25 protein-coding genes, 1 tRNA gene and 1 pseudogene are annotated in these 26,522 nt (G+C 55.4%); 13 read left to right on the plus strand and 14 right to left on the minus strand.

Annotated elements, in window-relative coordinates:
• Positions 1 to 348: 348 nt before the first annotated feature.
• From QRO95_RS25360 to QRO95_RS07860, 6 genes and pseudogenes are all read right to left on the minus strand, one after another.
• Positions 349 to 603 carry a hypothetical protein gene (locus QRO95_RS25360; RefSeq protein ID WP_404830340.1) on the minus strand — a complete coding sequence of 85 codons (255 nt, stop codon included), beginning with the start codon at positions 601 to 603 and terminating at the stop codon, positions 349 to 351.
• 689 nt (positions 604 to 1,292) lie between these two features.
• Positions 1,293 to 1,832, minus strand: a complete 540-nt coding sequence (locus QRO95_RS07840) for an ImmA/IrrE family metallo-endopeptidase (RefSeq protein WP_285302203.1) — start codon at positions 1,830 to 1,832, stop codon at positions 1,293 to 1,295.
• A 14-nt stretch (positions 1,833 to 1,846) separates the two neighbouring features.
• A complete protein-coding gene (locus QRO95_RS07845; protein ID WP_285302204.1) occupies positions 1,847 to 2,206 on the minus strand; it encodes a helix-turn-helix domain-containing protein in 360 nt (119 codons plus the stop codon).
• A 660-nt stretch (positions 2,207 to 2,866) separates the two neighbouring features.
• Positions 2,867 to 3,262: pseudogene (locus QRO95_RS07850) on the minus strand (lysozyme); the annotation flags it as partial.
• Positions 3,263 to 3,352: 90 nt separating this feature from the next.
• Entirely contained in the window at positions 3,353 to 3,904 is a 552-nt protein-coding gene (locus QRO95_RS07855) for a YfbU family protein (protein WP_285302205.1), read from the minus strand.
• 62 nt (positions 3,905 to 3,966) lie between these two features.
• On the minus strand, positions 3,967 to 4,662 hold the full coding sequence (locus QRO95_RS07860) for a hypothetical protein (RefSeq protein ID WP_285302207.1): 696 nt from the start codon (positions 4,660 to 4,662) through the stop codon (positions 3,967 to 3,969).
• Between the two features lie 218 nt (positions 4,663 to 4,880).
• Here QRO95_RS07860 and QRO95_RS07865 point away from each other — a divergent pair, with 218 nt between their 5' ends.
• Both QRO95_RS07865 and QRO95_RS07870 read left to right on the plus strand, forming a co-directional pair.
• Positions 4,881 to 5,021, plus strand: a complete 141-nt coding sequence (locus QRO95_RS07865) for a hypothetical protein (RefSeq protein ID WP_285302208.1) — start codon at positions 4,881 to 4,883, stop codon at positions 5,019 to 5,021.
• A gap of 187 nt (positions 5,022 to 5,208) precedes the next feature.
• A complete protein-coding gene (locus tag QRO95_RS07870; RefSeq protein WP_285302209.1) occupies positions 5,209 to 5,430 on the plus strand; it encodes a hypothetical protein in 222 nt (73 codons plus the stop codon).
• Between the two features lie 163 nt (positions 5,431 to 5,593).
• Here the strand turns inward: QRO95_RS07870 and QRO95_RS07875 are convergent, their stop codons facing one another.
• Entirely contained in the window at positions 5,594 to 6,379 is a 786-nt protein-coding gene (locus tag QRO95_RS07875) for a hypothetical protein (RefSeq protein ID WP_285302211.1), read from the minus strand.
• 64 nt (positions 6,380 to 6,443) lie between these two features.
• Here QRO95_RS07875 and QRO95_RS07880 point away from each other — a divergent pair, with 64 nt between their 5' ends.
• From QRO95_RS07880 to QRO95_RS07900, 5 genes are all read left to right on the plus strand, one after another.
• Complete coding sequence (locus QRO95_RS07880; RefSeq protein WP_285302212.1) at positions 6,444 to 6,575, plus strand: hypothetical protein; 132 nt, start codon at positions 6,444 to 6,446, stop codon at positions 6,573 to 6,575.
• Positions 6,576 to 6,748: 173 nt separating this feature from the next.
• Positions 6,749 to 6,958 (plus strand): hypothetical protein, encoded by a 210-nt coding sequence (locus QRO95_RS07885; protein ID WP_285302232.1) that lies wholly within the window; start codon positions 6,749 to 6,751, stop codon positions 6,956 to 6,958.
• Between the two features lie 180 nt (positions 6,959 to 7,138).
• On the plus strand, positions 7,139 to 8,128 hold the full coding sequence (locus tag QRO95_RS07890; RefSeq protein WP_285302213.1) for a site-specific integrase: 990 nt from the start codon (positions 7,139 to 7,141) through the stop codon (positions 8,126 to 8,128).
• 96 nt (positions 8,129 to 8,224) lie between these two features.
• Positions 8,225 to 9,415, plus strand: a complete 1,191-nt coding sequence (locus QRO95_RS07895; protein WP_285302214.1) for an ATP/GTP-binding protein — start codon at positions 8,225 to 8,227, stop codon at positions 9,413 to 9,415.
• Positions 9,408 to 9,905: a hypothetical protein gene (locus QRO95_RS07900; RefSeq protein WP_285302215.1), complete on the plus strand. Its 498-nt coding sequence runs from the start codon at positions 9,408 to 9,410 to the stop codon at positions 9,903 to 9,905. Before QRO95_RS07895 ends, QRO95_RS07900 begins: the two co-directional genes overlap by 8 nt.
• A gap of 297 nt (positions 9,906 to 10,202) precedes the next feature.
• Here QRO95_RS07900 and QRO95_RS07905 read toward each other — a convergent pair.
• A tRNA-Arg gene (locus tag QRO95_RS07905) sits at positions 10,203 to 10,279 on the minus strand.
• A gap of 26 nt (positions 10,280 to 10,305) precedes the next feature.
• Here QRO95_RS07905 and QRO95_RS07910 point away from each other — a divergent pair.
• Both QRO95_RS07910 and QRO95_RS25365 read left to right on the plus strand, forming a co-directional pair.
• Complete coding sequence (locus QRO95_RS07910) at positions 10,306 to 11,730, plus strand: site-specific integrase (protein WP_088470179.1); 1,425 nt, start codon at positions 10,306 to 10,308, stop codon at positions 11,728 to 11,730.
• A 270-nt stretch (positions 11,731 to 12,000) separates the two neighbouring features.
• Positions 12,001 to 13,965 carry a type 4 pilus major pilin gene (locus QRO95_RS25365; protein WP_404830341.1) on the plus strand — a complete coding sequence of 655 codons (1,965 nt, stop codon included), beginning with the start codon at positions 12,001 to 12,003 and terminating at the stop codon, positions 13,963 to 13,965.
• On the opposite strand, the gene QRO95_RS07915 is transcribed toward QRO95_RS25365, so the two are convergent.
• Positions 13,946 to 14,719 (minus strand): hypothetical protein, encoded by a 774-nt coding sequence (locus QRO95_RS07915; RefSeq protein ID WP_285302216.1) that lies wholly within the window; start codon positions 14,717 to 14,719, stop codon positions 13,946 to 13,948. The genes QRO95_RS25365 and QRO95_RS07915 overlap by 20 nt on opposite strands.
• A gap of 252 nt (positions 14,720 to 14,971) precedes the next feature.
• Between QRO95_RS07915 and QRO95_RS07920 the strand changes: the two genes are divergently transcribed.
• The 4 genes from QRO95_RS07920 (at position 14,972) to QRO95_RS07935 (ending at position 18,232) form a co-directional block, all read left to right on the plus strand.
• A complete protein-coding gene (locus tag QRO95_RS07920) occupies positions 14,972 to 16,609 on the plus strand; it encodes a YadA-like family protein (RefSeq protein WP_182681009.1) in 1,638 nt (545 codons plus the stop codon).
• 92 nt (positions 16,610 to 16,701) lie between these two features.
• Complete coding sequence (locus QRO95_RS07925; protein WP_197599709.1) at positions 16,702 to 17,118, plus strand: carboxypeptidase-like regulatory domain-containing protein; 417 nt, start codon at positions 16,702 to 16,704, stop codon at positions 17,116 to 17,118.
• On the plus strand, positions 17,118 to 17,789 hold the full coding sequence (locus QRO95_RS07930; protein ID WP_182681011.1) for a DUF5710 domain-containing protein: 672 nt from the start codon (positions 17,118 to 17,120) through the stop codon (positions 17,787 to 17,789). Before QRO95_RS07925 ends, QRO95_RS07930 begins: the two co-directional genes overlap by 1 nt.
• A 20-nt stretch (positions 17,790 to 17,809) precedes the next feature.
• Positions 17,810 to 18,232: a GIY-YIG nuclease family protein gene (locus QRO95_RS07935; RefSeq protein WP_259394421.1), complete on the plus strand. Its 423-nt coding sequence runs from the start codon at positions 17,810 to 17,812 to the stop codon at positions 18,230 to 18,232.
• A gap of 38 nt (positions 18,233 to 18,270) precedes the next feature.
• Here the strand turns inward: QRO95_RS07935 and mobF are convergent, their stop codons facing one another.
• The 5 genes from mobF to QRO95_RS07960 form a co-directional block, all read right to left on the minus strand.
• Positions 18,271 to 21,234, minus strand: coding sequence for a MobF family relaxase (gene mobF, locus QRO95_RS07940; protein ID WP_182681013.1), 2,964 nt, complete (start codon positions 21,232 to 21,234; stop codon positions 18,271 to 18,273).
• Positions 21,235 to 21,304: 70 nt separating this feature from the next.
• Complete coding sequence (locus QRO95_RS07945; RefSeq protein WP_197599707.1) at positions 21,305 to 22,156, minus strand: ankyrin repeat domain-containing protein; 852 nt, start codon at positions 22,154 to 22,156, stop codon at positions 21,305 to 21,307.
• An 88-nt stretch (positions 22,157 to 22,244) separates the two neighbouring features.
• On the minus strand, positions 22,245 to 23,681 hold the full coding sequence (locus tag QRO95_RS07950; RefSeq protein WP_285302219.1) for an ankyrin repeat domain-containing protein: 1,437 nt from the start codon (positions 23,679 to 23,681) through the stop codon (positions 22,245 to 22,247).
• 79 nt (positions 23,682 to 23,760) lie between these two features.
• On the minus strand, positions 23,761 to 25,635 hold the full coding sequence (locus QRO95_RS07955) for a helicase HerA-like domain-containing protein (RefSeq protein WP_197599705.1): 1,875 nt from the start codon (positions 25,633 to 25,635) through the stop codon (positions 23,761 to 23,763).
• Between the two features lie 45 nt (positions 25,636 to 25,680).
• Positions 25,681 to 26,463 (minus strand): M15 family metallopeptidase, encoded by a 783-nt coding sequence (locus QRO95_RS07960; protein WP_197599704.1) that lies wholly within the window; start codon positions 26,461 to 26,463, stop codon positions 25,681 to 25,683.
• Between the last annotated feature and the right edge of the window lie 59 nt (positions 26,464 to 26,522).

The raw sequence follows: 26,522 nt of genomic DNA on the forward strand, positions 1-26,522 counted from the left end.
GCTGGGTGGGCTGGGGTTGTTGTAGAAGCCCGGAGTGCGGCTGCCATGTGGCTGCGGAGGATGGTGACCCCGGCCCGATTCGAACGGGCGACCTTCCCCTTGGGAAGCGGGCGATCGGGCTATCTATATCTGCCATTGCTCTTGGTGCGATCTGTGCCAATGCTGTGCCAGATCATGCGCGGTCGGGGATCTGCAAGCGACGTAGACAGTAGCTTGGGAAGCTCATCAAGAATACATGTGTTTCAATGGCTTACCCCTGATTTCCGCTCCGCTATGTGACGCGTTGCAAGTTCATTTTTACCGAGAGAAACGCAGTATCCGCAGCGACTGCGGAGCGCTCTCGGCCCCTCAGACGCCACGCTGCAGCTGCTGAAGCCCCTCCCTCACCCACGCCTTGCGGGCGTCGTTCGGGCGGGGCTTCATTGCCGGCGGCTTGGCCGGCTCCAACGCTTCCCTGACCCGCGCTGTGGCGGTGGCCGTTGCCTCGGCCAGGCGCCGGGCCTGTTGCTGCTGCTCACGGGTCGGAGGAAGAGAGGGCAGCGGTTCGAGCGGCTCGGCCGGCTTGGTGTCCAGCAACCGGGCCACCGCCGCTTGAAGTTGCATCTCCGGGTAGAGCCTGACCGCGCACCAGCGCTCCGCATACCGCTTGCCCTGGGCGATGCTGGCCGCCCATTCGTCCTTGGTCTACCACATCTTCCGGGCACCGAGGTGTACACGCACCCCACGGCCCTTGGCTGGGGAAACTTGGGCGATCTGCCGACCGCTCCACCACAGCACCCAGCTGTCACCCAGCTGTCACCCAGCTGGACCCAGCCAGAGGGAACGGGAGCGGTGCGGAAACCTTGGTAGCCGTGCATGGGAAGCATGGCCGGAAGGACACGACCGCCCGTCGCAGGCGCTGCGACAGGTTGATAAACGCTTAATTCAACTGACCCAGGCAGCACAGAGCTATCGGGGAGGCGGTACACCGCCTCCCCTCCCAGGGTCCTAACTACTCAGGTTCCTTAGCAACGGACCAGGAAGCGCCAGGCTTCATAGCCGTAATCGTGGGCGTCCAGCACGCGTTCCGAGTTACGCACTCGGCGATAGCGGCAGTAGACCCATCGGAACCCCTTGGGAGCCGGATGAATTTCCATCGGGCATTTGACACCTCCTTCTGGAGCCAGATTTGATTCTTGCCAGACGGTCCGGATGTAGTTAGAATCCCCGGTTAGTCGAGTCAAGCAAGAAATTGGTGGCAGCTCCAAGCCCACCGAACACACGCGCGGACCATCCATTGGTTCGCGTTTTTTTTACTTCAGCTTCCCCCGCTGCCGGAGAGCTGCAAGCCGAACTCGCGCCGCGTCGAAGCTAACACCGCATGCTTCCGCAACTTCCCACTCATTTCCCAGGCGCTGCGCAGTCGCCGTTGGGATGAGAAGCGCACCGGCAAAGGTGTTGGCCTGCCATTCCGAGTTCTCATATGGCTTGAGTTCGCTCGGCTTCTTCATGCTCCTAGCCAAACTCACACCGTTATGCAGCAGCAGATGACCCAACTCATGTGCGACGGTAAATCGATCACGAGGTTGATCAGCAAGAAAGCCCTCGTACACATCTTCCCGAAGCCAGATTTCGGCAGTCTCCGGGAACGTCAGTCCATGTGCGCTACCCATCTCTGACTTCTCGCGGATCTGAAGCGAGAAGGCTTCCCACAGAGACGGGATCGCGTACTCGACCACTTCAATCAAGGGAAACCTGTCGGTTTCTACCCCGAGAGCTTTGCGGAAAACATCAGCCTTGGCGGTGATCTTGTCCGTACTCAACGGCGGCACTTGGAAGCAATAGCCACTCATGCGCGTTCATCCTTTCATTTGAGCTTTTCCAGTTGGGCCAACATCTTTTCCACCTCCTCCGCGTCCATGGTGTCGAATCTCCGAGCGAAGGCCACAGCAAGCTCCTTCGCTCTATCACTCCGATGGTTGCCTAGCCCCACAACCACCTCGTTCATCTGCTTAGCTGCCGCGACTTCCAAATCCCGCATGACCGCTTCGCCGAGACGCAGATGATTCTGCAGCTTCGGTAGAAGCGCCGACGGGACTGGCTTGCGGCCCGTTTCTACAGCGGACAGGTACGCAGCACTCACCCCGAGCAGCTCCCCAAGCCCACCAAGCGTGAGGCTGAAATCTATCCGCAGCTTCCGGAGTGCCTTGCCGAATTCAGTCAACATGGCTTGCCCCTCCCTGCGAACCGATACGTGCCTCGAACATGTACATGGGAACCCTTCCACTTCGCTGGACAATCCAGCGATTGCATTCCATCACATGACGGACAGCAAATCAACCTCAAGGTTGAAAAAGTTTCCTAAAAAGAACGGGGGATGGCCCCGCTGCCATTCGGCCATCGCCTGACCGTGGACACAAGATATTGGGGTGAACCGGGTTCGTCAACCCCTATGACGACCAAAAATCAGGAACTTACGGAATTCTCTAGTGGTCCCGAATTTGACTGTAGACGCCGATGGACCGCACGAGACTTCCATGGACAGCTCCACCGCTATCAGTCGGCCAGTTCAAACCGCCGATTGTGATCTTCAGATCAACGCTCGGTCTTTCACGGCCGCCGGACCTTCTTGAAGGAATCCGATCGGCAGACGGCCGCCGGCCAGCTGCCGGCCCATCTGCTCATTGATCTCGTTAGCCAGGAGCAGGCAGGGCGCCATCAGCTCGGCCTGCAGCAGGCTGGATGCCACGCCCTTGAGTAGATCACCTGGCGACGCGAACTGGCAGCCGATCGGCTGCACTGTCGCAGCTTGCCTGAATCGTTCGGCTTCGATGCCGGCGCGGCGCAGCTCACGCGCCCCCGGGTTGAGCTGCCTGTGGCCCCGGATCGCCCAGATGTTGCTGACCGCCTTGATCGCCTTCGGGATCTTGCCCGCCTGGATCAGCGGCAGCGCGCGGTTCTCCCGGATCTGCTGCAGCGCGATCAGGTCCTGGCTCAGCGGCGAGAAATCCTTCAGCCCGAGCGTCTTCTTGTAGGCGTCGTAGTAGCGGTGTAGCAGCTGGTAGCGGCCAGCTGCCGTGGACTGGATCTTCAGCTTCGGCAAATCCACCAGCACGCGCGGATGGGCGGCGTAACTCTTGAACAACTGCCCGCCGACGATCACGTCATAGCCGCGGTCCTTGGTGGGCTGCTTGCCGTTGTCAGTACCTTCGGACCAGGCCAGCATGTCGAGGAAGGCCACGACGTTCACGCCGCCAGCTTGTTGGAGGGCGATCTGTGCCATGGCGGATCCTGAAATGAAAAACCCCGGCTGGACGGCCGGGGTCGGGTCGTGCGCGATGGTAGTGAATCTACCCCCAAAAGTGCGGGAGTGTCACTCCCGCAGCCATTTCGCCGTGAGGATCTGAGCGAGTTCTTCAGCATTCAACTCCCGCTCACCCAGAGTCAAATCGCGGATGGGCTCAAACACCGAGTGCATCGCCGCGTAGCGCGCTGCGCGCATCGAATGGGAATTGAAGTTACGCCCCCTGAACTCACTAAAACGATTCAGATCGTCAACCAGTAGGCGCGTGTACGCCATCAACTCGGTTTCGCCATTGCCATCGAACCCATCGAACTTGGCGGTCAGCGCGAACTTCCCAGCAGCAGCTTCCAGTGCAGCACGGCCAGCCGAATCGAGGTTCTTCAGACCATCCTCAATGAACGACCACATGTCGAGCACGTTGATGACGAACCTGAATTCCTCCGGCAGTTCATGGTCAGAGGAAGAGAATGCCCCGCTATGCTCAAAGGGAATCGCGAACTCATGCCCGTCGATAGCCACCTTCTTGATGAAATCCGGATCAAACTCTCCTCCGAGCTTCATCGATTTTTGGATATCTGCCAGCATGATCACGATCAGACGCTGCTCGTCGGTGAACTTCATTCTTTCCTCCATGATTAGCGTGCCGCCATGGCGCGCTTTCACGAGATTCTAACCATTTAAATTCACGCGGCTCTGCTCAAGGCACTGGAAAGTGCCCAGCATGCCTCCTGCTCTGCCTCAGTCATGCGCTGCAGCAGCCACTCGTAGACGCCCCGCCACTTCGAACGGTAGGTGGACTCATCTCGGCCGACGGCCGCCGCACGCCGGCGGTCGCTGACCTGGCCCAATCCCGACCCGCCACAGACCTTGCACGGCACCAGCAGCTCCCTAACCATCGCTTGGCCCCTGCCCTCGCAGGCTGCACAGTGCGGGCGCTTGGCGATCTCGCTGATCACCGCCGCCGCAAGCGTGGGCAGCGACTCCAGGGTGCTGATCGGCCAGCACTGCGCTTTCACCCGGCCGAGCCGCTGCTGGGCTGCGTCACGGTTCGCCCGCTGCTCCGCCGTTGCGGCGCCGCCCCAGCCGATGCACACCTCGGCCAGGCCGACATCCGTCCGGGCCTCAGCCAACTGCCGCTGCTGCCGCTGCAGCTCTGGTGTCACCAGCGCAATCACCGCGTCCCGCAGCTTGTGCCGGCGCAGCGCGGCGCCATCCGGCCACCAGCACGCTTCCAGCAGCTCCCGGCCCAGTCCCGCCGCCACCATCCCCAGCGCAGCAGCGATATCTTGGTTCGTCAGGTCGGGCTTCCCGCCTCCCCGGCCGATGTCGAACTTCACCGTGCTCGGCCCAAGCCGCGCCATCGTCTCTCGTGGATTCATACCCGTTCCCCTACCGCGCCGACCTTCACCGAGGGCGACGGCGACCCCTGTGTTGTTGCAGGTCGTACCTCCATTTCACTGCCGACCGCGAGCCAGAAGAAGCTGCAGGCGTTCATTGCCTACACCGAGGGCGCAAGCGCCCAACGCGGTGCTGCATGACCGGTCGGACGCAAGGGCCCTGGGCATACCAGGAACAGAGCGATGCCTATTAGCACATCGTGCGCGGCCCCAACAACCGCTTCATCTGCCAGCTTTCCCAGGACAGTTCGGGCGAGACCGAGCGAACCGCGCGCCTGATCGCCGCCGCGCCTGAGTTGCTGGATGCGCTCGTAAAGGCTGAAACGAGATCAGCGCCGTGATCGCGAAGGCAAGCGGCGGTCGCCCATGACCGACCACGACTTCTTCGCCGCCATGGCCGTCGGCATCCCGCCGATCTCCTCGCCACGCGCCCGCAGCGCACCGCAGCGAGTGCGATCACGAGAACCACCAAGTGTGTGACGACTGCGACGCGATCGAGCACGCCCTGAAGCAGCACGGAGAACGCTAATGCGCCACCTGGCCTTGCCCTTCTTCTGCGCCGTCGCCGTCGGCCTGCTGCCCGCCCTGCTCTCGTGGGCGCGGCGCAGCAACGCCGACTCCTTCGCTTTGGGCTGCTCCATCGGCGCCGTGTTCTTCGCCTGGCGCGGCCGGGAAGACCTCCACACCAGCTGGCCGGCCCTCAAGGCCGAACTGCAGCGCGCGGTAATGCCGGCCGACGACACCCCCTGATCCCCTGCCCTGCGCTCTCCCCTTGTAGTGCAGGGAGGCCACGCTTGTCACCTTCCATCAGTCGACAACCCACCAAAAATCAAACCCAGCCATGAACAGTCCTGTCGTCAACAGGTACACGCAAGAAAATTCTTCAGATTTCGTAATGCTCTTTCCAGACACGTCAGGAAGTGCTACCGAGCGGTGCAGAGGTGGGCATTTCGTGAGAATTGTTAGACGAGTGGGCAGCCTCACCCTTCGACAAGATTGCACGTCCATCCGAATCGTAGCTTGCAGACGGTGCTTTGACGAAAAGCCTGGTCGCAATCGCAGAATCTACCGCAGCATCGAAGACGAATCGCACCACACCTTCGAGGGTTGTCCAGTCCTCCAATCCCCTCTCGTATGGCACGTTGTCATAGGTTTCGTCATCGCAATGCTCCAACAGTTGCAGCGCACTCAGCTGCAGCAGCCGGTAAGACCCAAGAAGCCGAGCGAGCTTGTGGGCAACTTCATCCGGAAGATTATGGATGCGACTTACCGAGAGCGCAGTGCTGGCCATTGCATCTGTTGCAAACCTAATCCTGAGCTTTCGAGTCAAGTTTCCGTCGAGAGTTACAGCGTCGCACGTGGCGGACGTCTTCCCTGTCTCTTTCAATCGACAGATCAAGTTGCGCGTTTCAGCAAGGACCGCAGGGAGCGCACCAATTTCAACAACCAGCATGTGGCCCAACACCTCTCCAGCCTTGACGCGTTGAATCTCCAATTCTCGATGCTGCTGCGCCGCAATACCTACGGCGCGCTCGGCAATCTTGCTCGACCGCCTCGCAGTAATCCAGGCCAAGAAGCCGACAAAAAAACTTGCAATTGCCGCAACGGTGTCCCATTCAATCGTACATCCGGGACCCGGCATGCAGGTGATGCTCGAACGCAGCGTTGCTTCGAAAGAATCAATCACAAGCACATCCATGTGTTACCTCCGCAATTGAAGTCTCTGCATTCTGGCATGAGACCGGAACGTGTGGAGGTGAGCTATGACTGACCAGCCGCTCACCGCTGCAATGGCCCACGTGTTCGTCCTGGCCGGGTTCCTGGCAGGCATCGCCACCCTGTGGGCGATCAGCCGCGAATGCCGCGCCGCGCGCGCAGGGCTGCCTTGGTGCTAGCGGAGGTGCGCTCATGGCTGAGGCACAGCGCGAGCGCGTGATGCACCGGGAGATCGGAATGGATCTCGCAGAGCGTGTCGTCCTCGACCTGCTGGAAAGCGGCTGGTCGCGCCAGTCGCTGCGGAAGCACGAGGCGGCAGGGCCGACCCCGTGCCTCCGCCGGCGGTGGCCACCTGGTCGAGTGCGCCTGCAGGTCGCCCAGCAAGCATGCCGACCCCGATGTGGCCATTGCTGCCTGGCGCAGGCTCAACCGTCCGGCGCGCAGCGCGCGGCCGCCAGCTCTGCCAGCCGTCGCTGGCAACGTCGTCCAGTTCAACCTCAGCCTCACCGAGCAGGCGCCGGCCAAGAGGAAGGCTGCGGGAGGCGCCAATGGGCGCCGCTGAAAGGCTCGACCTATCAGGGAAGGATTGGCTGACCGTTGACGAAGCCGCCCACTACTGCGGCGTCTCCAACAGCCAATTCAGGAAGAACGCCATGGGCTACGGGCTCACGCCCCGCCGCTTCATGGGAAAGCAGTTGTACGAAAAGGCGGCGCTCTATGCCGCGATCGAAGGTGCAGAGGAATGGCAAAGGTTCGACTCTACTGGCGCGGCAGCAAGGCCTACCTCGACTGGGCGGAAGGCGGCGAGCGCTTTCGCCGGTCCATTGGGCAACCTGACGCCCGTGAGGCGGAGAGAATACGTGCCGCGAAAGAAGCAGAACTGACCCACGGGGTGCGGATCTTGGCGCGCCTGCCAAAGGTCCGCGACTACTTGGAGTGGTATCTGGACTGGTACGAGGCCGAGCACCCGACCACGATTTCAAAGGCCAGGAGCGAGGTGAAGCGCTTCATCGAGCGCTTCGGCCACCGGCCGATCGACAGCATCCGCGCGGTTGAGGTGGAGCAATACAAGCGCTCCAGGCTGCTGGACGACAAGGCGGCAAAGGAAACTGTTGGGAAGGAGATTCGACGGCTGAAGGCGGCGTTCAACCGCGGCGTCGAATGGAAAGAGCTGGACGTGAACCCGCTCGCCTCAGTGAAGGCGCCTCGCGGCGTGCGGAGCGTCGCAGTCAAGTTCTATGACTGGGCGGCGATGCGCCGGCTGTATCGGGCGAACCCTAGGCGGGCGCCGCTGTGGCTCTTTATGGCCCACACCGGACTGCGGCGAGGCGAGATCGTCGGCCTGGAGAAAAGCTCGGTCGTGGCCGGCCGCCTACTCGTGGAAAGCGACCCGGACAAGAACGGTGAAGGCCGGACAAAGTCAGGAAAGTGGCGGGAAGTTCCGCTCAACCGCTATGCAAGGTGGGCTTTGCGCCAGCTGCCCGACCCTGTCGTAACAGTGCATAAGGACACCCTATCGGACTGGTTCAAGAAGGACTCGGAGCTCGCTGAGATCGGAGGGCATCTACACCGACTCCGTCACACATTCTGCGCCCATATGGTAATGGCTGGCGTTCCACTGCGGCGGGTGCAGGTCTTAGCCGGCCACTCCGACTACACCACAACCGAGAAGTACTACGCGCATCTCACACCCGAAGGAGACGAGAGAGCGGTGTCGGCGCTCCGCTTCTGAGGTCGGCCTCACGCTTTTTTCCACAAAAATTTGTACAATTCGCCGCGTAGCACCCCCGCGGCGGCAGCATGACGCAACGCGACATCTTGGATAGCCATGATCAGAAGCATTAAATTTAAGAATTTCCAGAGCTTTCAGGACGAGACTGAATTCTCGTTTGAGCTCCCAAAGAACGCAGCCTATCGCGGCTTCGAGCGCATGTCGCGCGACGACACTCGCGTCTCCACAGTCAGCTCTGTTTTCGGTGCCAACGCATCTGGCAAGACCGCGCTACTCAAAGCTTTTACATTCGCCTTCTGGTTCATGAGAGATTCTTTTTCTTATGACTACGACGGCGGAATTCCGATTCCAGCTCGCATACTAAATCCAGAGCATCCGATCGAAATTGAGCTAATTTTTGATGATTACGATGGCAGCATTTGGAAGTACGAGCTTCTAGCTACGGAAGAGCGCGTCTTATGGGAGGCCCTCTATAAGAAGCAACTCAAGTTCAATTACATATTCAAAAGATCTTGGAATGGCTCGACCGGTACGTACGAAATAACACAGCAAGGCCTTGATTTAGCTCCATCTGAGTCTCGCAAGGTTAGACAGAATGCTTCGCTCATATCAACGGCGCTTCAATATAATAGCGATACAGTTGAGTTCATTGGAGCCATAATTGCACTCAGCAACGTCCAGATATTTGGCCGACCTCACTACAGCCAGAATCTAGCGTATGCCAGCTCGTATTTTCATGAGTTCGACGACCTAAGAAGAGAAGCAGTTAAGCTGCTTCAGTCTTGGGATATAGGACTTGAGGACATTGTCATTGAGGAGGTTCAGAGCGATTCCGATGGCAAAAAGAAGTCCCCTCTTAGAACAACGTTCAAGCACAAGCGGAGTGATGGATCGACCTTCAGCCTACCCATTTCCCAAGAATCGAACGGCACGCAGTCTGCATTCGTTCTGCTCGCAATTCTGAACCCAGTACTTGCAGCCGGTGGAATAGCCATTATCGATGAGATGGAGAGCGACCTACACCCCCACCTACTGGAATCGCTCTTGGCGCTATTTGATTCCGAAAGGACCAACCCCCATTACAGCCAGCTAATCTTCACAAGCCACACGACCAAGGTGATGGACTTCCTGAGCAAGTCACAGGTCTTCTTCGTTGAAAAGGAGGACTGCGTGAGCCATGTCTATCGGGGCGATCAAATCAAAGGTCTTCGAAGCGATGATAATTTGCGAGCGAAGTATGAATCCGGCGCTCTCGGCGGACTGCCACAGGTAATACCCCATGCCTAGGTTTGTAAAGGAATTACGGCGTACGCTTTTGATAGTTGGCGAGGGGGACGCTGAGGAGTTATTGCTCGGAAAGCTCAAGGCCGCACTAACCGCTGGAAAACAAGGACCTTCGGTAACCGTGCGCAACGCCAAGGGAAAAGGTGCGCTGAACGTTATCAACGAGACGATCCGGCATGCGCGCCAGGGTAGCTACAACGTGAAGGCGGCGGTTTTTGACACAGACGCGTGCTGGGACGGAGCAGTCGCGGCGAGAGCTAGGCGGGCAGGTGTTGTTACGGTCACTCATGACCCCTGCCTTGAATCTGTCCTGCTGGCCTCCGCTGGCTATGCGATGGAGGGCTCATCAGCAGAGCTCAAAAGGCGTTTCCTACAGCAGTTTGGGTACGAAGCGCACGAGGCAATCGCCCGTGGCACTTACGACATAAACAGACTGAGGCAAGCGAACCCGCAACTGCCCTGCGTGGTCACGCTGCTAGGCCTGTTCGCCTGATCTGCACCAGACAGATGCCCCGGACGGCCCTCATTGATCATTGAGGGCCTCCCCTCAGTGCAAACCCACCTGTGCCAGGTGTGCCATTTCAGCCCCAATCCACGGCTAGATGTGGCACCCGGCCAATGCTGCCTTAAACCTAAGCCATTGATAACTGGTGACCCCGGCCCGATTCGAACGGGCGACCTTCCCCTTAGGAGGGGTAAGATAGACAATCTGCAAGCCCTGCGGCACAAGGCTATCGGCGGCTTTTGGAAGATCTGGGGCAACCGATTGGGGCAAAATCAATTACAACGATGGTGACCCCGGCGCGATTCGAACGCGCGACCTGCCGCTTAGGAGGCGACCGCTCTATCCAGCTGAGCTACGGGGTCAAAGAACGGCGTTAAGGATACAGGCAATGGCGAAGATGACCAAGATGAAGAAGCCCGCAAGCCGCGTTCCGGGTGTCACCTACCGCGACGACGGCTCCCCTCGTTGGGAGGTTCGAATCCGCTGGATGGTCAACGGCGAGAAGCGACACCTTCCTACGGTCCGCTACCCGGTGGACCTTGACGCGCCCAAGGGGGCAGACACCCACATCGAACGTGCGCGCACTGATGCCGAGGTGTACGCCAAGCAACAACGTCAAAAAATCAAAAGCGAGTCGTTGGAGTGGTCCAGCGCCGCCCACCACTACACCCTTCGAGGAATTTTGGAACGCTACCGCCAAGAGGTGGAACAAGGGCTCATCACTACCCAGGAGGACCGCGAAAACAAGAAGATGGCCTCTGAACATGTGCCGTTGAAGGCCCACGTGCGCAAGAGCGTGACTAAGGAATTGTCAGCCATCGCCGTGATGCTTGGCACAGCCACCACCGGTCCCAACCGCGAGGGATTTCCCGACATCGTGGACCGGCGAATGGACCAGCTTTCCTACGACCTGTTTCACTCCCCCAACAGCACCGAGGCATTGAACTGGCGGTTGAAGGGGCAAGACGGTAAGCAAGCCCCACCCGGAAGTGTTAAGCGTCTTTTGTCGTCGCTGCGCACAATCATCAACCACGCCACAAAAGTGTGGAAGCTGTCTTTGGACAACCCATTGGCAACACTCAAGGACATCAAAATCAATGATAAGCGCGAGCGAACTATTGATGCCGAGGAATGGGAGTTGCTGTGCCAATGGATGGAGCGAAGCCGCACCGACCCCACCACCTACGCAGCAATTCGCTTCGCCCGCTTCTCTGCTGCACGCCGGGCGGAAGTGTGCAAGTTGGATTGGTCTGATATCGACCAGCGGAAAAAACTGGCGTTGCTGCGCGACACCAAATCGAACGCTGGGGAGAGCCGTCAGCGTTCCATTCCTCTCAATGGCGACACGATGGCCATTTTGGAAGCTCTTCGGGCCAATCGCACAGGCAAGGACCTAGTAGGCCCCGTGTTTCGCACCAGCAGAGGTAAGCGCCTGCGTCCCGACACCATCACCCAGGCTTGGTCTAGGGCACGCGAAGCGGTGGCCGACGAAACGGGGCGTGAGGAAATCCGCACCGCTCGCCTGCACGACCTGCGCCACACCCGTGTTACGGAATTGGGCACTTTGCTTTCAGCGGCAGAAGCAGCCATGGTGTCCGGCCACCGCGATATGGGCACCTTCATGCGGTACTTCAACCCAAAGCCCGAAGACATTGGGCGGCGCATTGACGCATTAGAAGCCCAAAAAGGTGACAACAAGGAGCTACAGGGGTTGATTGAAAAACTAGCTTTGCATTCGGTTGAAGATATCACAGCCGTTTTCATGTCGGCCATTCAACGAAAGACGCTCACAGAGTCCAACAAAGGACGATAACCCAAGCCCCAGGAATGGGGCTTTTTTCATTGCAAATAATTTGCACCACCCAACGGACAACTCAAGAATGTAACAACATTAAAATAATTATATATATTAACACAAAAGCTTGCCAAAAAACAAAACCCCCGTAATGTGAAATGAACATTTAATATTCAGGGGCGAAAGATGGCAAGAAATGGATTTAATTTAGTTGAACTCACGCTGTGCCTCGCTCTATTTGTTGGCCTGGGCGCATTGACATACAAGGTCTTTAAGCCTTCCGCATCAATGGCGGCAATTCGCTCGGAGCAACAAAGAGCTGGTGAGATTGTTCAAGCGCTGACAGACCTATACGTACTTCAACCATCGTACAACGGTTTAACAACAGACACACTCAAAAGTACATTCAACTCAAGGTTCATTGTCCACAACAACGCATTGAGCACACCCGCATCAATTGCAGGAATGGCAACAGTTCAACCCGGCTCTTCGTTCGGAGCAAATGACTCAATAGACCTTCTGTATTTATCGGTACCAACGGGATCATGCATCAAACTTGCAACAGCCCTATCCAAATCAGCGGATTTCATTGCCGTGAACAATGTGCAGGTGCAAAAGCCGTACACACCTTTAAATGAGGGATTGTTGGCAACGCATTGTGCAACACGCGAGCGCAATGAAGTTTTGTTCCGTTACGCGAATAAAAATGTTTCGACCCAAGCAACAGACATGCTTGCTTGTGAGTGTTCGCCCACGATTGAAACACAAACACTAGCGTGTCCGGACAACGCTGCTGGCTCTATTACCCAACGGCGCAACGGCACGTGCCCTGCAACATCGTGCCCAACCCGACAATGGACATCGTGGGTGACCACCAGCAACACGTGCGCGGCCAATGGGGCACCTATACCTGTCATTGATCCGCAAGTCCCACAATCCATCTGCACACCAATCACTGAGCAACGGGTGTCAAACTGTCCAAGCGATCAAATTGGATTTGTCGTTGAAGGGCGAACCCGTGCGTGTCCAACCCAACAATGGGGAGCGTGGACGCCCGTAACTCGGAATTGCATCGATCCTGCCCCACCCCAAACAGCGTGCGAATTTGATCCCGTGACGGATAAAGGCACGGAAACGACCACCTGTCCTGCCGGTCAAGGCGGAAACATCATTCGCGAGCGCTACCGTAGCTGCAAAGCGGATGGAACAAAAGAATGGGGGGATTGGCAGACAATGACCAACACATGCAGCGCGTCGTGCACAACCACGGGCACGTGCTGTGCGCCTGGACGCATGCAACGCGCCACTGCTGTGCCCTGCCCTATTCACAGCTATGGAGAGCGCAATGGGGTTGAACAGCAATTTTCCCGGTGCACAAACGCAACATCCGCTCCTGTGTGGACTGGCGTGTGGGAATTGAATGCGTCAACCGTTGTCGGTCAATGCAATGCATGCCCCGCTGACACGTCCGCGACACTGACCCGCACAGAACCGCGCTCCGGTGTATGCCCAGCTGGAACGTTTGGTAATCAAAGTTGGGAAGCGGTGTTCAATCAAACAATGACAGTCGCTTATGCATGCAACGCCACATCCGGCCAGACATCACCAGGTCGAAAAGAGACGTATGGAGCATGGGTCGAGTCAGGCACCAGAAATCACAACAGCAATTGCGCAACATGCCCATCGCCTTACAGCGAAACCGATGAGCAATGGCAACGGGTTGATATGGGATGCCCCAACGGCTACACGGGGCAGAACTCGTATGAGAAACAACAGTATCGCCAACGGACAATAAGCTTCAATTGCCCAATCGGTCAGACAACTGCGCCATCACCCAGCGTTGGGGCATGGGGTGGATGGTACGACACAGGAGCACAACGAAATCACGTGAACTCGTGTGCTGCAAGTTGCACGGTCGATAACCGTTCGTATCGAATTGCGTGGCAGAATTCCTCTGCGTTGAACGGGCTGAAAGACTGCAACGCGTCGAACATTGGTCAGCGCTCTTGGTCCAACTACACAAGTTGCAGTGGGATGGGGCCATGTGGGGGAACATTCCGCGCAGCGATTTGCACAGCAAGCGGGTGGCAAATTGTGGCCGGTGCTGGATCGTCACCCTACGTCGGATGGGCCAGTGGTCGTCCAGCGGAATGGGACGCGGTTTATATGCAGGGGTACAACGATGCACCCGCAATTGGTGCGCAACAGGGCTCAGCCGGTCAATCGAATTGGATCACCTATCAATGCTTATAACCCTAACCTTTTTGGGGCCGTCTTGATGCATCAAGCGGCCCTTGTCGGTGACCATGTAGCCAGGGCCTGCTTTGAAGTCTTCCTCGGAAAAAACATCCGTATGTCCGCGTGCTTCTTTCGCGCCCAGGCGATAGAAGGGACCAGATAGAAGCAAAGCCTTATCAGCGGCATTGATTTTGTAGGTCGAACCTGTAGGGTGCGAATGGATCCCCTGACCTGTCGCGGTCATGCCATCAGGGCAAACACTGGTGATTGGGCACATCACGTGCGAACCGACCGTTGTGACGATTGCACCCCAATCCCCCAAGGGGGACTTGCAAATCTGAGCGCACACCTCGTGCTGGGTGTTCTTTGTGTACTGCGAAATTGGATCGGAAATCGAAGCTGCAAACTGATCCATAGACATTGCAGAGCTTGCGGTCAATTCCCCAAGAACGCGGCCCTCAAGATGACTGCCACCGATATTTATTGAAGCACTCACTGACTCAAATACTAGGCGCGTCCAGCCCCCAGCCGTGTAAACAACGAGTTCCGCATCAGAATATTTCAGTGCACAGTCAACCAATCGAATGCGATAAGAGCTTGCCGCTTTAGAAATATAACCGCAGCTCGATGTCCGCTCAGCCAAGGAAACCCGCTCAACAAATTTATGAAGCGACTCACCATCATTACTGACCAATGCCCCGTCGCAAGAAGCACTGGCCGATGACACAACTAAAGACAATCCGAAAGCAAGCAAAACAAACTTATTCATATACAACCCCATTAACATTGATTGAATTCAAGTTATGAGGTATTTGAATATTGTCAATTAGCTTGACTTGCGCATATCGACTGATACTTTAATTGTGCCGTGAGCGTCAAACCTCCTTACACCTCTTCGGCAAGCCCCCCATAAGGGGGCTTTTTTTTGGAAGTAATTGTAATTGCAATTAAGCTATTGACAAAAATGCAATGTCTGATTTCCTGAATTGGTGAACTTATTCACCAACTAAAAGGAGGTCAAATGAACCGCAACAAATATTCAGCAATGCATTTAGCCCTATCCATTGGCATGGCTTTAAGCGGACATGCTGCAGCTCAATCAACGCCCATGCAAAACTATGGTGACGCAAGCCGTCAACAGTATTGGAATGGCACAGGCAACTCTGCAACCCATGCTGACCCTGCCTGGGAGCGCAATCTAACCAATCTGTACTTCAACGGAGTAGGAAACAGATTGAACATCACCAACCCATTGACCCATAACGTCAGCGATGTTGTATTCAACGGAAGGAACAACCAAAGCGACACAGGTTTCGTCACCGTCACCGGATATGACAACATCGTTCGTTCGGATTGGGTCTATGCAAATGATCCAGCAATATCACCTAGCACCGGCCAGATCTATTTGAACGGCGGCAGCAATGAGTTGAATGGACGAAACCTCAACATTTATGGCAGCTTCAATCGCGCAAACGGTGAATTCACCAGTTCGCTAGGCGACAACAACGAACTCGGATCCAATGTGCGGAACCTCGGAAGCGGCAATGCCGTTGCGGACGGTGGTACAAGCATTGGGTTTGGAAACCGCGTGACTTACGCAAGCAATGCTGGAAGTGCAGGCGGCATTGCCCTGGGCAACTACACCGTTGTTGAAGCGGCGTGCGTATCTATTGGATATGCCTCATCGTGCAATGAAGACCGCACTGTCTCGTTCGGGCAGACAGGGACCAACTTGCTGTCACGTTTGACTGGCGTAGCCGCTGGGCAAGCTATGGACGACGCTGTGAACCTCGGGCAGTTGTCTTCCGTGACCCAATCATTAGGCGGAACAGCAGGCTTCACCAACGGCGTCTACAACGGATGGAGGGTCAACCTAGGGGGCTCGAGCTATACGAACGTACACGACGCTCTCGTGTCGCTCGACGGACGCCTCACCACCGTTGAGAACAACCCAGGTGGTGGAACTCCGACACCCGGTCCGGTTGGTCCTCCCGGCACTCCTGGGCGCGATGGTGTGGACGGTGAAACAGGTGCGCCCGGACAAAATGGAACGGATGGCCGCAGCGCATACGAGGTGGCTGTTGGTGAGGGCTTTACCGGCACCCAACAGGAATGGCTTGAGTCGTTGAACGGACGCGATGGTGCCAAAGGCGACCGTGGCGAAACAGGTTTGGCGGGCAAGGATGGCATTGACGGAGCCACCGATCCCCTGGCGGTGAAGTACGACGACGAAAGCAAATCCCAAGTGACGTTGAACAGTGCGTCGTCCCAACCGGTCCGCGTGAGCGGTGTTGCCAACGGTCAAATTGCGCAAGGCTCCATCGATGCTGTCAACGGGGGCCAGTTGTGGGACATGGAAAGCCGCTGGAACGACCGCTGGGAAGACACCAACCGCCGCATCTCCAATCAAGACAAGCGCATCAATGGCTTGGGCGCGCAAGCGATGGCCATGGGGCAACTGTCAATGGCAAGCCAGTATTTGCCGGTCGGAAAAGTTGCCGTGCATGCCGCTTTTGGCGCGTACGGACCTGAAACCGCTGTGGCGTTCGGTGGAAGCGCCCAGGTCAGCCCACGTATTCGTGTCACGACTGGCTTGACGTTTGGTTCGGGCGGCGCAAAACCCGGTGGTGGTGTTGGCTTCTCGTACGTATTGGATTGATTTTTACGCGTGCGGGGAAGCCCGCATACAACTCGGCAAACATTCATAGGGGCGCCGAAAGGTGCCCCTCTTTTTTACAGGAGAACTTTACGATGAAAGCATTATTGATTGCAGCAATCGCATGGATTGCTTTAACAGCCCAACCCGCTCATGCGGCATATGTTTTGGCGTCGGATATCAACGGAATTGTGGTGGACGCCAATGGCAAACCCATGGCGGGTGAAGTGGTCCGGATCCACCACCACGAAACCAACCGGGTGATTGAACGTCGCACCAACAGTAAGGGGCGCTACCACTTTTCCAATGTGCGTTCGGATGGTCATTACACCGTCTCGCACAATGGAACGTCGTACACAGGCCGCGTCCGCCTGGGGCAAACCCACCGACAGAATTTTATCGGTGAGCCTATTCGTTATGACTCACCTGCCCATCTCTTCTCGTGGATCTGGTCTGGTCCTCAACAAAAAATCTCTGACATTAAAGCGGCAAACGCCGCACAGGAGGACTAATGGCCGCTCAGTATTTCCACGTCCCTTATGCCAATAAAGACACGGCGCGTGATTTGGGCGCACGCTTTGACGGCGAGACCAAGCAATGGTACGCCGATACACAAGACTCCATCGAACAAATGCAACAGCATTTCGATGCCATCAACGACCCCAACCCAATTGTAGAACTGGTCGGCGAGGACCGCACGTTTGGCGGGAACCATTTGCACATCACAATGGTGCCAATGAGTTGCTGGATGCGATCCGTGAAGCAAGCGGTGGATCCGTCCGACTGGAAACGTCTGTCCATGGGTCTGCGTCAGCGCTGCAACCACACATGCGAATTGTGTGGTGCTGTGGAAGACGCCAAACGCAATGAGTATTTGGATGTCCTGGCTCGCTGGGAGTATTGCGACGACAGCAAAACGCAAACGCTCAAGCGCTTGGTGAGTGCGTGCCAAAATTGTGTGAAGGCGACGAATTACGGCTACTCAAAACTCATCGGTGAAGAAGAGCTTGTGCGAATCCACTTCAAAAGCGCAAATAAATGTAACGATGATTTCTTGGATGAACACATCCGTGATGCATTCGGGCTGTGGACGCAACGGTCCGCCAACAATCAAAAATGGAGCATGGATGTATCGCTGTTGACCAACAACGGCATCCACTTAACTCGTAAAGGGGGAGTTTGAGTGGCGGTAAAGCGGCAGGATTGGGCCGCTCTGAAAAATACCACACCCGCCCCCGACATCTGTACACACTGCTGTTTGAGAACGGATGTTGCTATGTGGGGCAGACCACAGACTTGAAGCGGCGTGAGAGCCAACACCGCAACCCCACTGGTGGATGGGGAAATCAACCCTTCACCTTCGTTCATTTGGCAACCATGGAAGGAACAAAAGAGCAAGCCGAAGATCATGAGTACGCGTGGCGGTACACGGCTCAACACGCCGGTTGGCGCATCTACGGCAAGCCGCCCAATATACGCGTGAACACCGTTTTGCGTATGAATTCCAGACGGCAGGCGATTGCACGCCAATGCACATGGCCGTCACCCAAACGCAACGCATGGGGATGGATGAAATGGATTTTTGGTCTGTCCGCAGCCGCTGCAATCATCGCACTGGCACTGTAAAGGAAAAGCCACCCAATGGGTCGCTTTCTTTATACACACTAGATCCTTTGGGTGTTGGTGTTCGCGCGTTGTTTGGTTACGGCATCGTGGGTGGTCTTGATGGCGTCCACATGCTTTTGAACCCAGTTGAACATCTCTTTGTCTTCGATGGACACGCGAGCTTTCTTTGTGCGTGTGTGGGCCGATTTCATGTCGATCTTTATGGGAGAAATGTTGGGTTTGACTTTGAGGCTGTCGAACAATTTGGTGATGTCCTGGCCTTCCGTTCCACGGATGCCTGCGTGCAATGTGTTCTCTTTGCGGTGATCCAAAGCGGCGCGTTGACGGATTGTTTCCACGTTGTCTGCCGTGGCGTACAGCGTGAACTTGCCTTTGGTGACGCGTGAGATGGCAACCATCAGGCTGCTGCTGTCGGTCATACCCGCGTTGCCCAGCAAGAAGACATCTGTTTTTCCTTGACCCTGTGCGCCATGAACGGTGCGCGCGTAGTTGTGCTGGATGGCGTTCCATTCCTCAGTGTTAAAGGTGAGTTTTCGCACGCCACCCTTTTCTTCAATGTCCACCGATACGTTGTATCCGCCGCGTTTGTGGTTGGGAACCACCGCTGTGATTTTTGCCTCGGTTCCGTTGACCACTTTCATCACACTGTCCGCCGTTGTAAAGCGAATGCGATCCCCAACTGAAATGGCGATGTTTTCAAAATACCTTTTGCCCATCGCGCGAATGACAACCTCGTCGGTCGAAACCTCACCCTTGTCCTGGAAGCCTTTGCGGATGGCTTGATTGAGTGTTTTAAGATCGGCGTTGGAGTGGGCCAACACCAAACGCTCATCCACCGTCGCATTGGACGCAAAATAGTCGCTCACCAACGCCTTGAGCGCTTGCTTTTGGGTGTTGTATTCATCGATACATCCCGCCGCAATCAGTGCGTTCCAAATTTCTTTGGATTGTTCCAACACCTCGTTGCGCGATTTTGGCGAACGGGACTTCTTGGGCAGTCCGTTTTCATCGTATTGGTAAAACATCTTGATGATATCGCGCATAACGACATCCTTTTGGCGGCGGATTTCGGTGATGGTGCTTTCGCCCAACACGTCACTCATCAACGCCATGCCCTGCCCCGCGCCCACCGGCTTCAACTGTTCTTCGTCGCCTTGCAAGATCAATTTCGCGCCCGCCTTCTTGCAGTGCGCCGACAGCGCCCGAATTTGCGGGACATCGATCATTCCAGATTCATCCAACACCACCACATCGTTTTCGGTGAGCGTTAGACGGTTGCGTGAGAGATCCACCAGCATTTTGGTGACCGAACGGCATTCCATGCGGCTTTCTTCCTCCAGCTTTTTTGCGGCTTGATTGGAGATGGCGCAGCCCAACATCTGCTTGCCCTGCGCACGGAACACCGCAGAGTAAAAATCGGAAACCGTTGTCTTACCGGTTCCCGCAAAACCAGAAGCGATGCAAACACCTGCGGTCTGGCACACAATGTGATCAACCGCAACACGCTGCTCCTGTGACAGTTTAAAGCCCTTCAATTTCTCCATTTCAGCGATGATGGTGTTGGCAACCTTTTGGTCAATCTTCCACCACTCTTCTTTCTGGCGTGCATTGGACATGGTGACCAGATCGATTTCGCAGTCCACCATCCAACGGGCGGCGTAGCGTGCTTCGGTGTGCTTGCGCGCCAGTGTTTTCCCCTTGTCGTCTTCGTGCAGTTCTTCGGGGTTGATTTCCATCAGATCGTCCATATTGGTGATGGCCTTTTCAGCCAGGTCAAACAGCTCGGCTGCGGTGACAAAGCCTAAGTTCTCCATTCCAAGTTGCTTCAACAATGTGGGGTAGCTAAAAGCAGCGTCGTGTTCGTGCAGCAACTCCAACAATTCCTCACGGCTGCGCGGTTCACACCGCACATCGGATTGACTCTTCAATTCCTCAATGGATGGAATGTGGCGGCGCTGGCTCACGTTGTTGATCAATTTGGAAAAGTGGTCCATCAACTCCGGATACGATGGCTCATCTTTGTGCTTGCGGGTCTTCGCCCACGCCTCGGCATCGGACGTGCCCTTGGCGCGCTCGTTCATGATGTCCATATGCCGGGTGGAGAATTCGTCAATCAAATCCCGGTCGTGCAACCCCGCGATTTCCCAATTGCGCTCCCCAGTTCTTTCACCGCGCGCATCCAATGTCTCTTCTTGGTGAATTTTGAAGCCCGCTTTGGACAACTGCGTTGCCAAGGTGTTTTGATAAACCATGTCGGCGGCGTGGCAGAAACGGAAGATTTCCGACGCGTCAAAGGTGCTGTATTCCCCGTCCTTGCCTTTGCACACGTTGTAGACCAAAACGTGCGTGTGCAAGTGCGGCTCCAATTCGCGGCTACCAAATTGCATGTGCATGGAGTACGCCAATCCATCGACATCGATGACATCTTTACCACCCTTGCCGCGACGGCATTGAGTGAATTTTTCAAACATAAATTTCATCGATGTTTCCACCGCCAACTTTTGCGCGTCCATGACAATGCGTTTGGTGTCGTCGTCGCCCAAAGTCATCAACAGTGAGACGGATTTGGGGGGCGAATGGGTTAAGTCGTAGCCTGCGCGCCGCCCACCAACGTCCACGGTCATAACCGTTCCATCATCGTTGAGACGTGGCTTATTTGTCTTGGGATCAATTTTCACTTCCGCTGTTGGTCGCGCGCCCGCGTTTTGGCACAGCGCTGTTCCTGCTGGTGAGAAGCCGTCGAACAACGCCATCATGTCGTCTTTGTTGACGGGCTTGCCAATCAACCCCAGTTCTGCGGCAAGGTTCCCACCCCATTGTGAGGTTGAATAGAGTTCACCGACATTCGGTGTGCCGTCCAAATAATAGTCCGTGACCTGCCCCGACTCTTGAATGTGGGATGGAGCCTTCAATTCAATGTCGGGAACCGACAGTAAATAGTCAATGACATCATCGCCCTTGGGCCGTTGCGATTTATGTTTCAGTGGTTTCTTTTGGATCATGCGCTGCCCCCATCAATTTGATACAAACATCCAAACAAACAAATGGTATTTGTCAAGACAACACGAGCGTTCACAAGCACATGCGTGGGGGTTTATCACCCCGTCCCACCTCGTATTGGATGCGCGCGGATCCCAGCAAGCGTTGCTTATACGCCAGGGCGTCGTTTTCGTTGATGGTGTGGGTGGTTGAGGGCGCGGATTGCGCACCGTGATCTTCCAACCATTGGGACGCTTGCTCACGGCCAAATTGGCGGGCTGTATCCAACGGTGTTTGCTTGAGCATGTCCAAGTCGTTGACGCTGTGCGACGCCAGCAATTCCAGGCACGCAACGCTGCCGCTGCGTGCGGCCAGATGCATTGCGGTTCGCTTGAGTGGATCCAACTGGCAGGGGTCGGCCCCCGTGTCCATTATCTTTTTCAGTGTCTCCGGTGATCCGCTGAGCGCGGCCAGATGCAAAGGAGGGGTGGTTGAAGGGTGGACGTTGCGGCAGTCGGCTCCGGCGCACACAAGCTCGTCAACGATATCCGCGTGCCCCTGCATACAGGCGTGCTGCAAGATCGAAAGCTTGCTGTGGTCGGTGGTGTTCACATCGCCACCCAAGGCAATGTAGGCGCGGATTTGTTCGATATCCCCCAGCGCTGCAGCTTGGTGTGCGGTTAAGCGGTGCTGCTCACGGTTGTTAACCATGGGCTTGCGCAAATCAAACGCCCGTACACCATGTATATCTTCCGCGTCAACATTGGCCCCGTTGTCCAATAAAATGGCTGTGGCTTCGGTTCGCTCTCCCAGGACGGCGTAATGCAAGGGGGTGATCCCGCTTTCATCGTGGGCGTTTGCACCGTACTGGGCAACGCACAATTTCAGTTCATTGACGTTGTTGTCAATGATGGCGCTTTTGTACCTCTGATTGAAATATGACATTGGGATCCCCTGAAAGTGATGTATCCATTCACTCAAACAAAGAATGACCCAATGTCAAGCTCAACGCCCGTCAATTGACGGGCGTTCGTTACATGCGCCTGCGCATCCGTGGTTGTTCGTCTGTGAGTTCTGCGGTGTTGGTGAGTTGAGCCAAGAGTGTTTGTTTTTGAACAAAACTGTCAATAGCGTCCGCGATATCGCCACGACCATCTGCTCTGTGATGAATTGCAGGTGTTGCACCTTGATGAATATCAATGAGCGCCCTGTTGCTGTCCGCGCCCGCATTGAGCAGTTCTAACGCAATTTCCGGCGAATTTGCTGTATGCAATGGAGTAATGCCTTTGGGGTGGAAATGCATTAACTCTTCGTTTTCCCTGCGCATCATTTGGGCACCCATGGCATCGGAATTGACATCCGCCCCATGCTGGATCAGCAATCGGACTTGTTCGGCGGATCCTGCGCAATGGAGTGGAGTAAGCCCCTCAGCCACAGGGGTCATGAAATACTGATTTTTAGGATCGTCAATGAGGACATTCAATCTTCGATGAACATCCGCCCCCAAATTAAGCATTTTCTCGCTCAAAGTGGTGTCTGCCAGGGATGCGGCCAAATGGAATTCCTGAGAAAGCGAATGCATATTTGCGCCCTGCTCCAAAAGCTCAATGGCGACACTGTTGTATTGAGTGTCAATGGCACACCACAGCGCCGACTTATGTTCGTGCGAGTCGGTTAAAAAGTAGTCGCTGGGGCCAACACGATCAATCAACGCCGCAAACACATCGACGTGCCCATTGTCCAAAGCAATTTTCCACGCGGGTTCAACGTCCTCCAAGATACGTTCACGATACAGCGGGCGCTCTGGAACACCATGTTCAACGCTTCCGTAGTAATACCCCTCTCCGCGATATTCATTGATCGCGCCTTGAGATGGATACCCTTCATCAATGAGTGTGTTGACCGTTTCAAGATCACCAAGTGCAGCAGCTTGGCACAACTCCCTGTCCATAGCGATATCATATGGCGTGCGCCCTTCGGCGTTCTTCAAAAATGGATTGCAACCAAAATCGTTGATCAATAATTCCGACAATTCATGATCGCCCAAACGTGCCGCTGTGTGCAACGGTGAGTCGTTGAGGTCGCCACTGCCGTCAACGCTGCACCCACGGCTGTAAAACAATCGCATCACCGGTATATTGTGCGACAGCGCGGCGTTTTTAAATTCTGCATTAAAGTCCACGCCGGACCCACCGTATGAGTTGATCGTTAATGTGTCACCACCAACGTTCCCATATTGCAAGTACAACTCAGCAAGCTCGCGACTGGCCGTATCAAACTGTGATCCACCCCAATACTCAATAAAAGGATACCCCACCCTCGCCAGCACATCTTCTACAACATCAAGATTTTGCAAGCGCTCATCTAATGTCAGCCCCCCCCAAAAGGAAATTTGCGTAATCAGAAGATGATATCTCATACTCATCCAAATTGACACTGGATGAGCGCTTGCTCTTTTTGAAATTCTCATATCTCTCACGTGCATCCATAACCCCCCCCCCTTTACATGGTATTGCTTCATCCAAACAGATGAATCATTAAAGTCAACACTAACGGAACAAATCGTATATTTCCTCTTGAGTCATAACGGAATGGGTTCTCCCTCCACTGGGCGCTTCCTCGCGGGGTTCCAAAGGAGCATCGACTTTCTTGACCGCAGCGGCTTCCGTCATCCATTTGGCTGGAACCTGCCCAGGACGTTTGACCTCCAATGGGAACCCAGGAAAGGCCAACAGCATTGGGTCGTAGCCCGCCACGGCAACAATGGCTCGGACTTCAAAGCCTTTCTTCAAACTGCGCGGGCCCAACTCGTTGGTCAGTTGATGCTCAAACACCACCTGTCGGCCATCTTGATGCACGTTCGCCTGCGGATCGTGCGCCAGCGATGCCGTCACGTTGGTTCCAAACATCTCGGCCACGTGCTTGCGTGTTTCAGACATCTGCAGCTGACAAATCACGTGCGTGCCAACAATGGTGGGCAGGATCTTGGCGTCCTCCTGTGAATAGACCTTTGCCAACTGCCCAAGCTCTTGAATGGCGGCAATAAACGTCACACCCTTGGAACGCCCTTTGTCGATCAGCGGCATGATGTTCAAACGTCCAGCGGATGTCAGCTCATCGAGCACAATGTAAATTCCCCGGTCTTTGTTCTCGGTCATTTTTGGCGAAATCACCTCACCCACCAAAGTGTTGATCAACGATGAAATGTACGCACTGGTGAGCAATTCCATCCCGCCACCTTGAACAATGACCGCTTTACGCCCACGGTAACTGTCGGACGCCCACTCTGTTATTGAGAACCGCCGCTTTGTGACAACCGGCCACGCCTGCGCCAAATACTCCACCGCTTGCATATTGGACATCACCGTTGACATAACGTTGGATGTCGTCTGTGACTCAGCGTTTTCGATCAGCGAAAAAGCTTTGGCGTAGTGCGCCAAAATGTCGGGTTGCATCTGCGCGGCGGTCTTATTCAGTTGCTCGTTGAGATCTGTGAAATTCCACTGCCTGGGCTTGTTGGCAATCAAAGTGCGCACGGAGCCTACGAAAATCATGCGCGCGGCGTTGGTGAAAAATGGATTGGTTTCACCGGGGTTGTCTGCAATCATGCTGCGGGCAAATTCTTCCACCTGCATGCTTGTGTGGATGTCGCAGGCAACATCCCACACATACCCCCGCTTGTCATACGGACTGAGAATGATGGGACGGGGAACCACCGTGTTGACCACCGCCTTTTTGAAGCGCTTTGCCCAGCGGGTTTGTGGTTCGCTGTCGGATGCGCCAAAGTCTGCGAAACTTGTGAAGTCGCCTTTTACGTCGTACAAAAAGAGTTTCTTGCGCATCCGCATGATTTGTTGCAGCAAACGCTTCAAGAATTCGGTCTTTCCTGAGCCAACGGATCCATATATAAGGATGTGGCGGTTTAAAGTCGTCTGCGCCAAACGCAACAGTGGATGCAGTGCGAGTGTATTTGTGGCATTGCCAACCTCCTTCTTTGTGATCTGCCGCGCCAGTTTTTCGGCGTCTGCGCCTTGGCGAAGTTGAGGGCCATCGAGAACGTACATATTGCGGCGCGGCACCAAACCGATGCGCAAGGCAATACCACCACACAGCATAGCCACCGCAAAACTCACATAGGTTGCAATTTTCGCATTGGTCAGCGCAAGAATTTCAGTGCTGGTGTTGTCGGGCGAAAAAATTCCCAAAGTCAAATAGTGGAGCGTACTGCTTGCGCCCACGATGAGATGCAGCATGTAGGGAACCTGCGTGGGATCACCCATTAAACGCACAAGCCAAATCAAAGCGGCGTAGGTGAAAACAAACACCCCCAAAGCAAAAGCGAGGGCGGTATCCCAACGGCGAACCAAAGTGTGGGGGGCAACATGTTTCCCCACCGGCCCAAACGCATCGTAAATCTTGCTCATATAAAACCCCCTTTTTCACTCAACTTAAAGGGGGTTTGCAATGTGTCAAGTCCAACTGTACGCGTAATACCCGCTCATCACGGACCACGGCAATGGTTCTGGCGTGTGTAGAGGCGTTGGGCACATCATTGCGGCGAAAAAGGCCTGCTGTTCGCACGGACTGTCGAATGTGCATATGGTTCCATTGGGACTGGGTTGAACGAACGACGCCAACAGGATGTCGGGCGGTAATTGCATTGGGTCTGCCACCATCACGGGTGGCTTTTGACCGCTACGTTTTGCGCGAATGGCAACACGGCATTCGCTTTGCATTTCGACATGGGGATAGTCTTTGATGGTTGTCCACGCACCACCCCACTCAAGCCCCACGGCCTGCACCATTTCGCCAAACAGAAGGTAGCCGTCGCGCACGTGTTGGTTGTCCATGTCCCAGGTGGGTTTACCATCCACATACATCACACTGTCGATGGCGTATCCGTGGTTGTGGCAACTCATGCCAGCGCCCACGGTTGTTACCCCACTGCCACTGGCAAGCAACGACGCTTGACGTGCTTCACTGCGCAACCCTTCCATGGGGCGGATGTCAAATCCGCGTTGGGCCATCGCGCTGTACACCGCTTCCAACTTGGTGCGCATATCGGGGTGAACACCTTTCCAAATCCGCTCGTGCTTTTTCTTCTTGAAGAAATTCCACCACTGCGTTTCGTTGGCGTTCTTGATCGGATTTTCACTAATCATGGGCCTTTCGTTGTATGCGCTTGTAGTGTGCGCGACACACGGAATTGCAAATATGAGCGCAAGATAAAATAGAATAATTTTTGTTTTCATGAATTCCCCTTTTCTAGCAATCTGTATTTATTACAAAAGAGAAATCAATATTGTCAACC

The sequence above is a fragment of the Stenotrophomonas maltophilia group sp. Smal13 genome (genome assembly GCF_030236855.1).
GTDB lineage: Bacteria > Pseudomonadota > Gammaproteobacteria > Xanthomonadales > Xanthomonadaceae > Stenotrophomonas > Stenotrophomonas maltophilia_A.

What these genes read in the sequence shown, in the direction of transcription:
- QRO95_RS25360 (WP_404830340.1), bottom strand. Translation starts at nt 603, where the DNA reads ATGCAACTTCAAGCGGCGGTGGCCCGGTTGCTGGACACCAAGCCGGCC.
- QRO95_RS07840 (WP_285302203.1), bottom strand. Translation starts at nt 1,832, where the DNA reads ATGAGTGGCTATTGCTTCCAAGTGCCGCCGTTGAGTACGGACAAGATC.
- QRO95_RS07845 (WP_285302204.1), bottom strand. Translation starts at nt 2,206, where the DNA reads ATGTTGACTGAATTCGGCAAGGCACTCCGGAAGCTGCGGATAGATTTC.
- QRO95_RS07855 (WP_285302205.1), bottom strand. Translation starts at nt 3,904, where the DNA reads ATGAAGTTCACCGACGAGCAGCGTCTGATCGTGATCATGCTGGCAGAT.
- QRO95_RS07860 (WP_285302207.1), bottom strand. Translation starts at nt 4,662, where the DNA reads ATGAATCCACGAGAGACGATGGCGCGGCTTGGGCCGAGCACGGTGAAG.
- QRO95_RS07870 (WP_285302209.1), top strand. Translation starts at nt 5,209, where the DNA reads ATGCGCCACCTGGCCTTGCCCTTCTTCTGCGCCGTCGCCGTCGGCCTG.
- QRO95_RS07875 (WP_285302211.1), bottom strand. Translation starts at nt 6,379, where the DNA reads ATGGATGTGCTTGTGATTGATTCTTTCGAAGCAACGCTGCGTTCGAGC.
- QRO95_RS07880 (WP_285302212.1), top strand. Translation starts at nt 6,444, where the DNA reads ATGACTGACCAGCCGCTCACCGCTGCAATGGCCCACGTGTTCGTCCTG.
- QRO95_RS07890 (WP_285302213.1), top strand. Translation starts at nt 7,139, where the DNA reads ATGGCAAAGGTTCGACTCTACTGGCGCGGCAGCAAGGCCTACCTCGAC.
- QRO95_RS07895 (WP_285302214.1), top strand. Translation starts at nt 8,225, where the DNA reads ATGATCAGAAGCATTAAATTTAAGAATTTCCAGAGCTTTCAGGACGAG.
- QRO95_RS07900 (WP_285302215.1), top strand. Translation starts at nt 9,408, where the DNA reads ATGCCTAGGTTTGTAAAGGAATTACGGCGTACGCTTTTGATAGTTGGC.
- QRO95_RS07910 (WP_088470179.1), top strand. Translation starts at nt 10,306, where the DNA reads ATGGCGAAGATGACCAAGATGAAGAAGCCCGCAAGCCGCGTTCCGGGT.
- QRO95_RS25365 (WP_404830341.1), top strand. Translation starts at nt 12,001, where the DNA reads ATGGCGGCAATTCGCTCGGAGCAACAAAGAGCTGGTGAGATTGTTCAA.
- QRO95_RS07915 (WP_285302216.1), bottom strand. Translation starts at nt 14,719, where the DNA reads ATGAATAAGTTTGTTTTGCTTGCTTTCGGATTGTCTTTAGTTGTGTCA.
- QRO95_RS07920 (WP_182681009.1), top strand. Translation starts at nt 14,972, where the DNA reads ATGAACCGCAACAAATATTCAGCAATGCATTTAGCCCTATCCATTGGC.
- QRO95_RS07925 (WP_197599709.1), top strand. Translation starts at nt 16,702, where the DNA reads ATGAAAGCATTATTGATTGCAGCAATCGCATGGATTGCTTTAACAGCC.
- QRO95_RS07930 (WP_182681011.1), top strand. Translation starts at nt 17,118, where the DNA reads ATGGCCGCTCAGTATTTCCACGTCCCTTATGCCAATAAAGACACGGCG.
- mobF (WP_182681013.1), bottom strand. Translation starts at nt 21,234, where the DNA reads ATGATCCAAAAGAAACCACTGAAACATAAATCGCAACGGCCCAAGGGC.
- QRO95_RS07945 (WP_197599707.1), bottom strand. Translation starts at nt 22,156, where the DNA reads ATGTCATATTTCAATCAGAGGTACAAAAGCGCCATCATTGACAACAAC.
- QRO95_RS07950 (WP_285302219.1), bottom strand. Translation starts at nt 23,681, where the DNA reads ATGAGAATTTCAAAAAGAGCAAGCGCTCATCCAGTGTCAATTTGGATG.
- QRO95_RS07955 (WP_197599705.1), bottom strand. Translation starts at nt 25,635, where the DNA reads ATGAGCAAGATTTACGATGCGTTTGGGCCGGTGGGGAAACATGTTGCC.
- QRO95_RS07960 (WP_197599704.1), bottom strand. Translation starts at nt 26,463, where the DNA reads ATGAAAACAAAAATTATTCTATTTTATCTTGCGCTCATATTTGCAATT.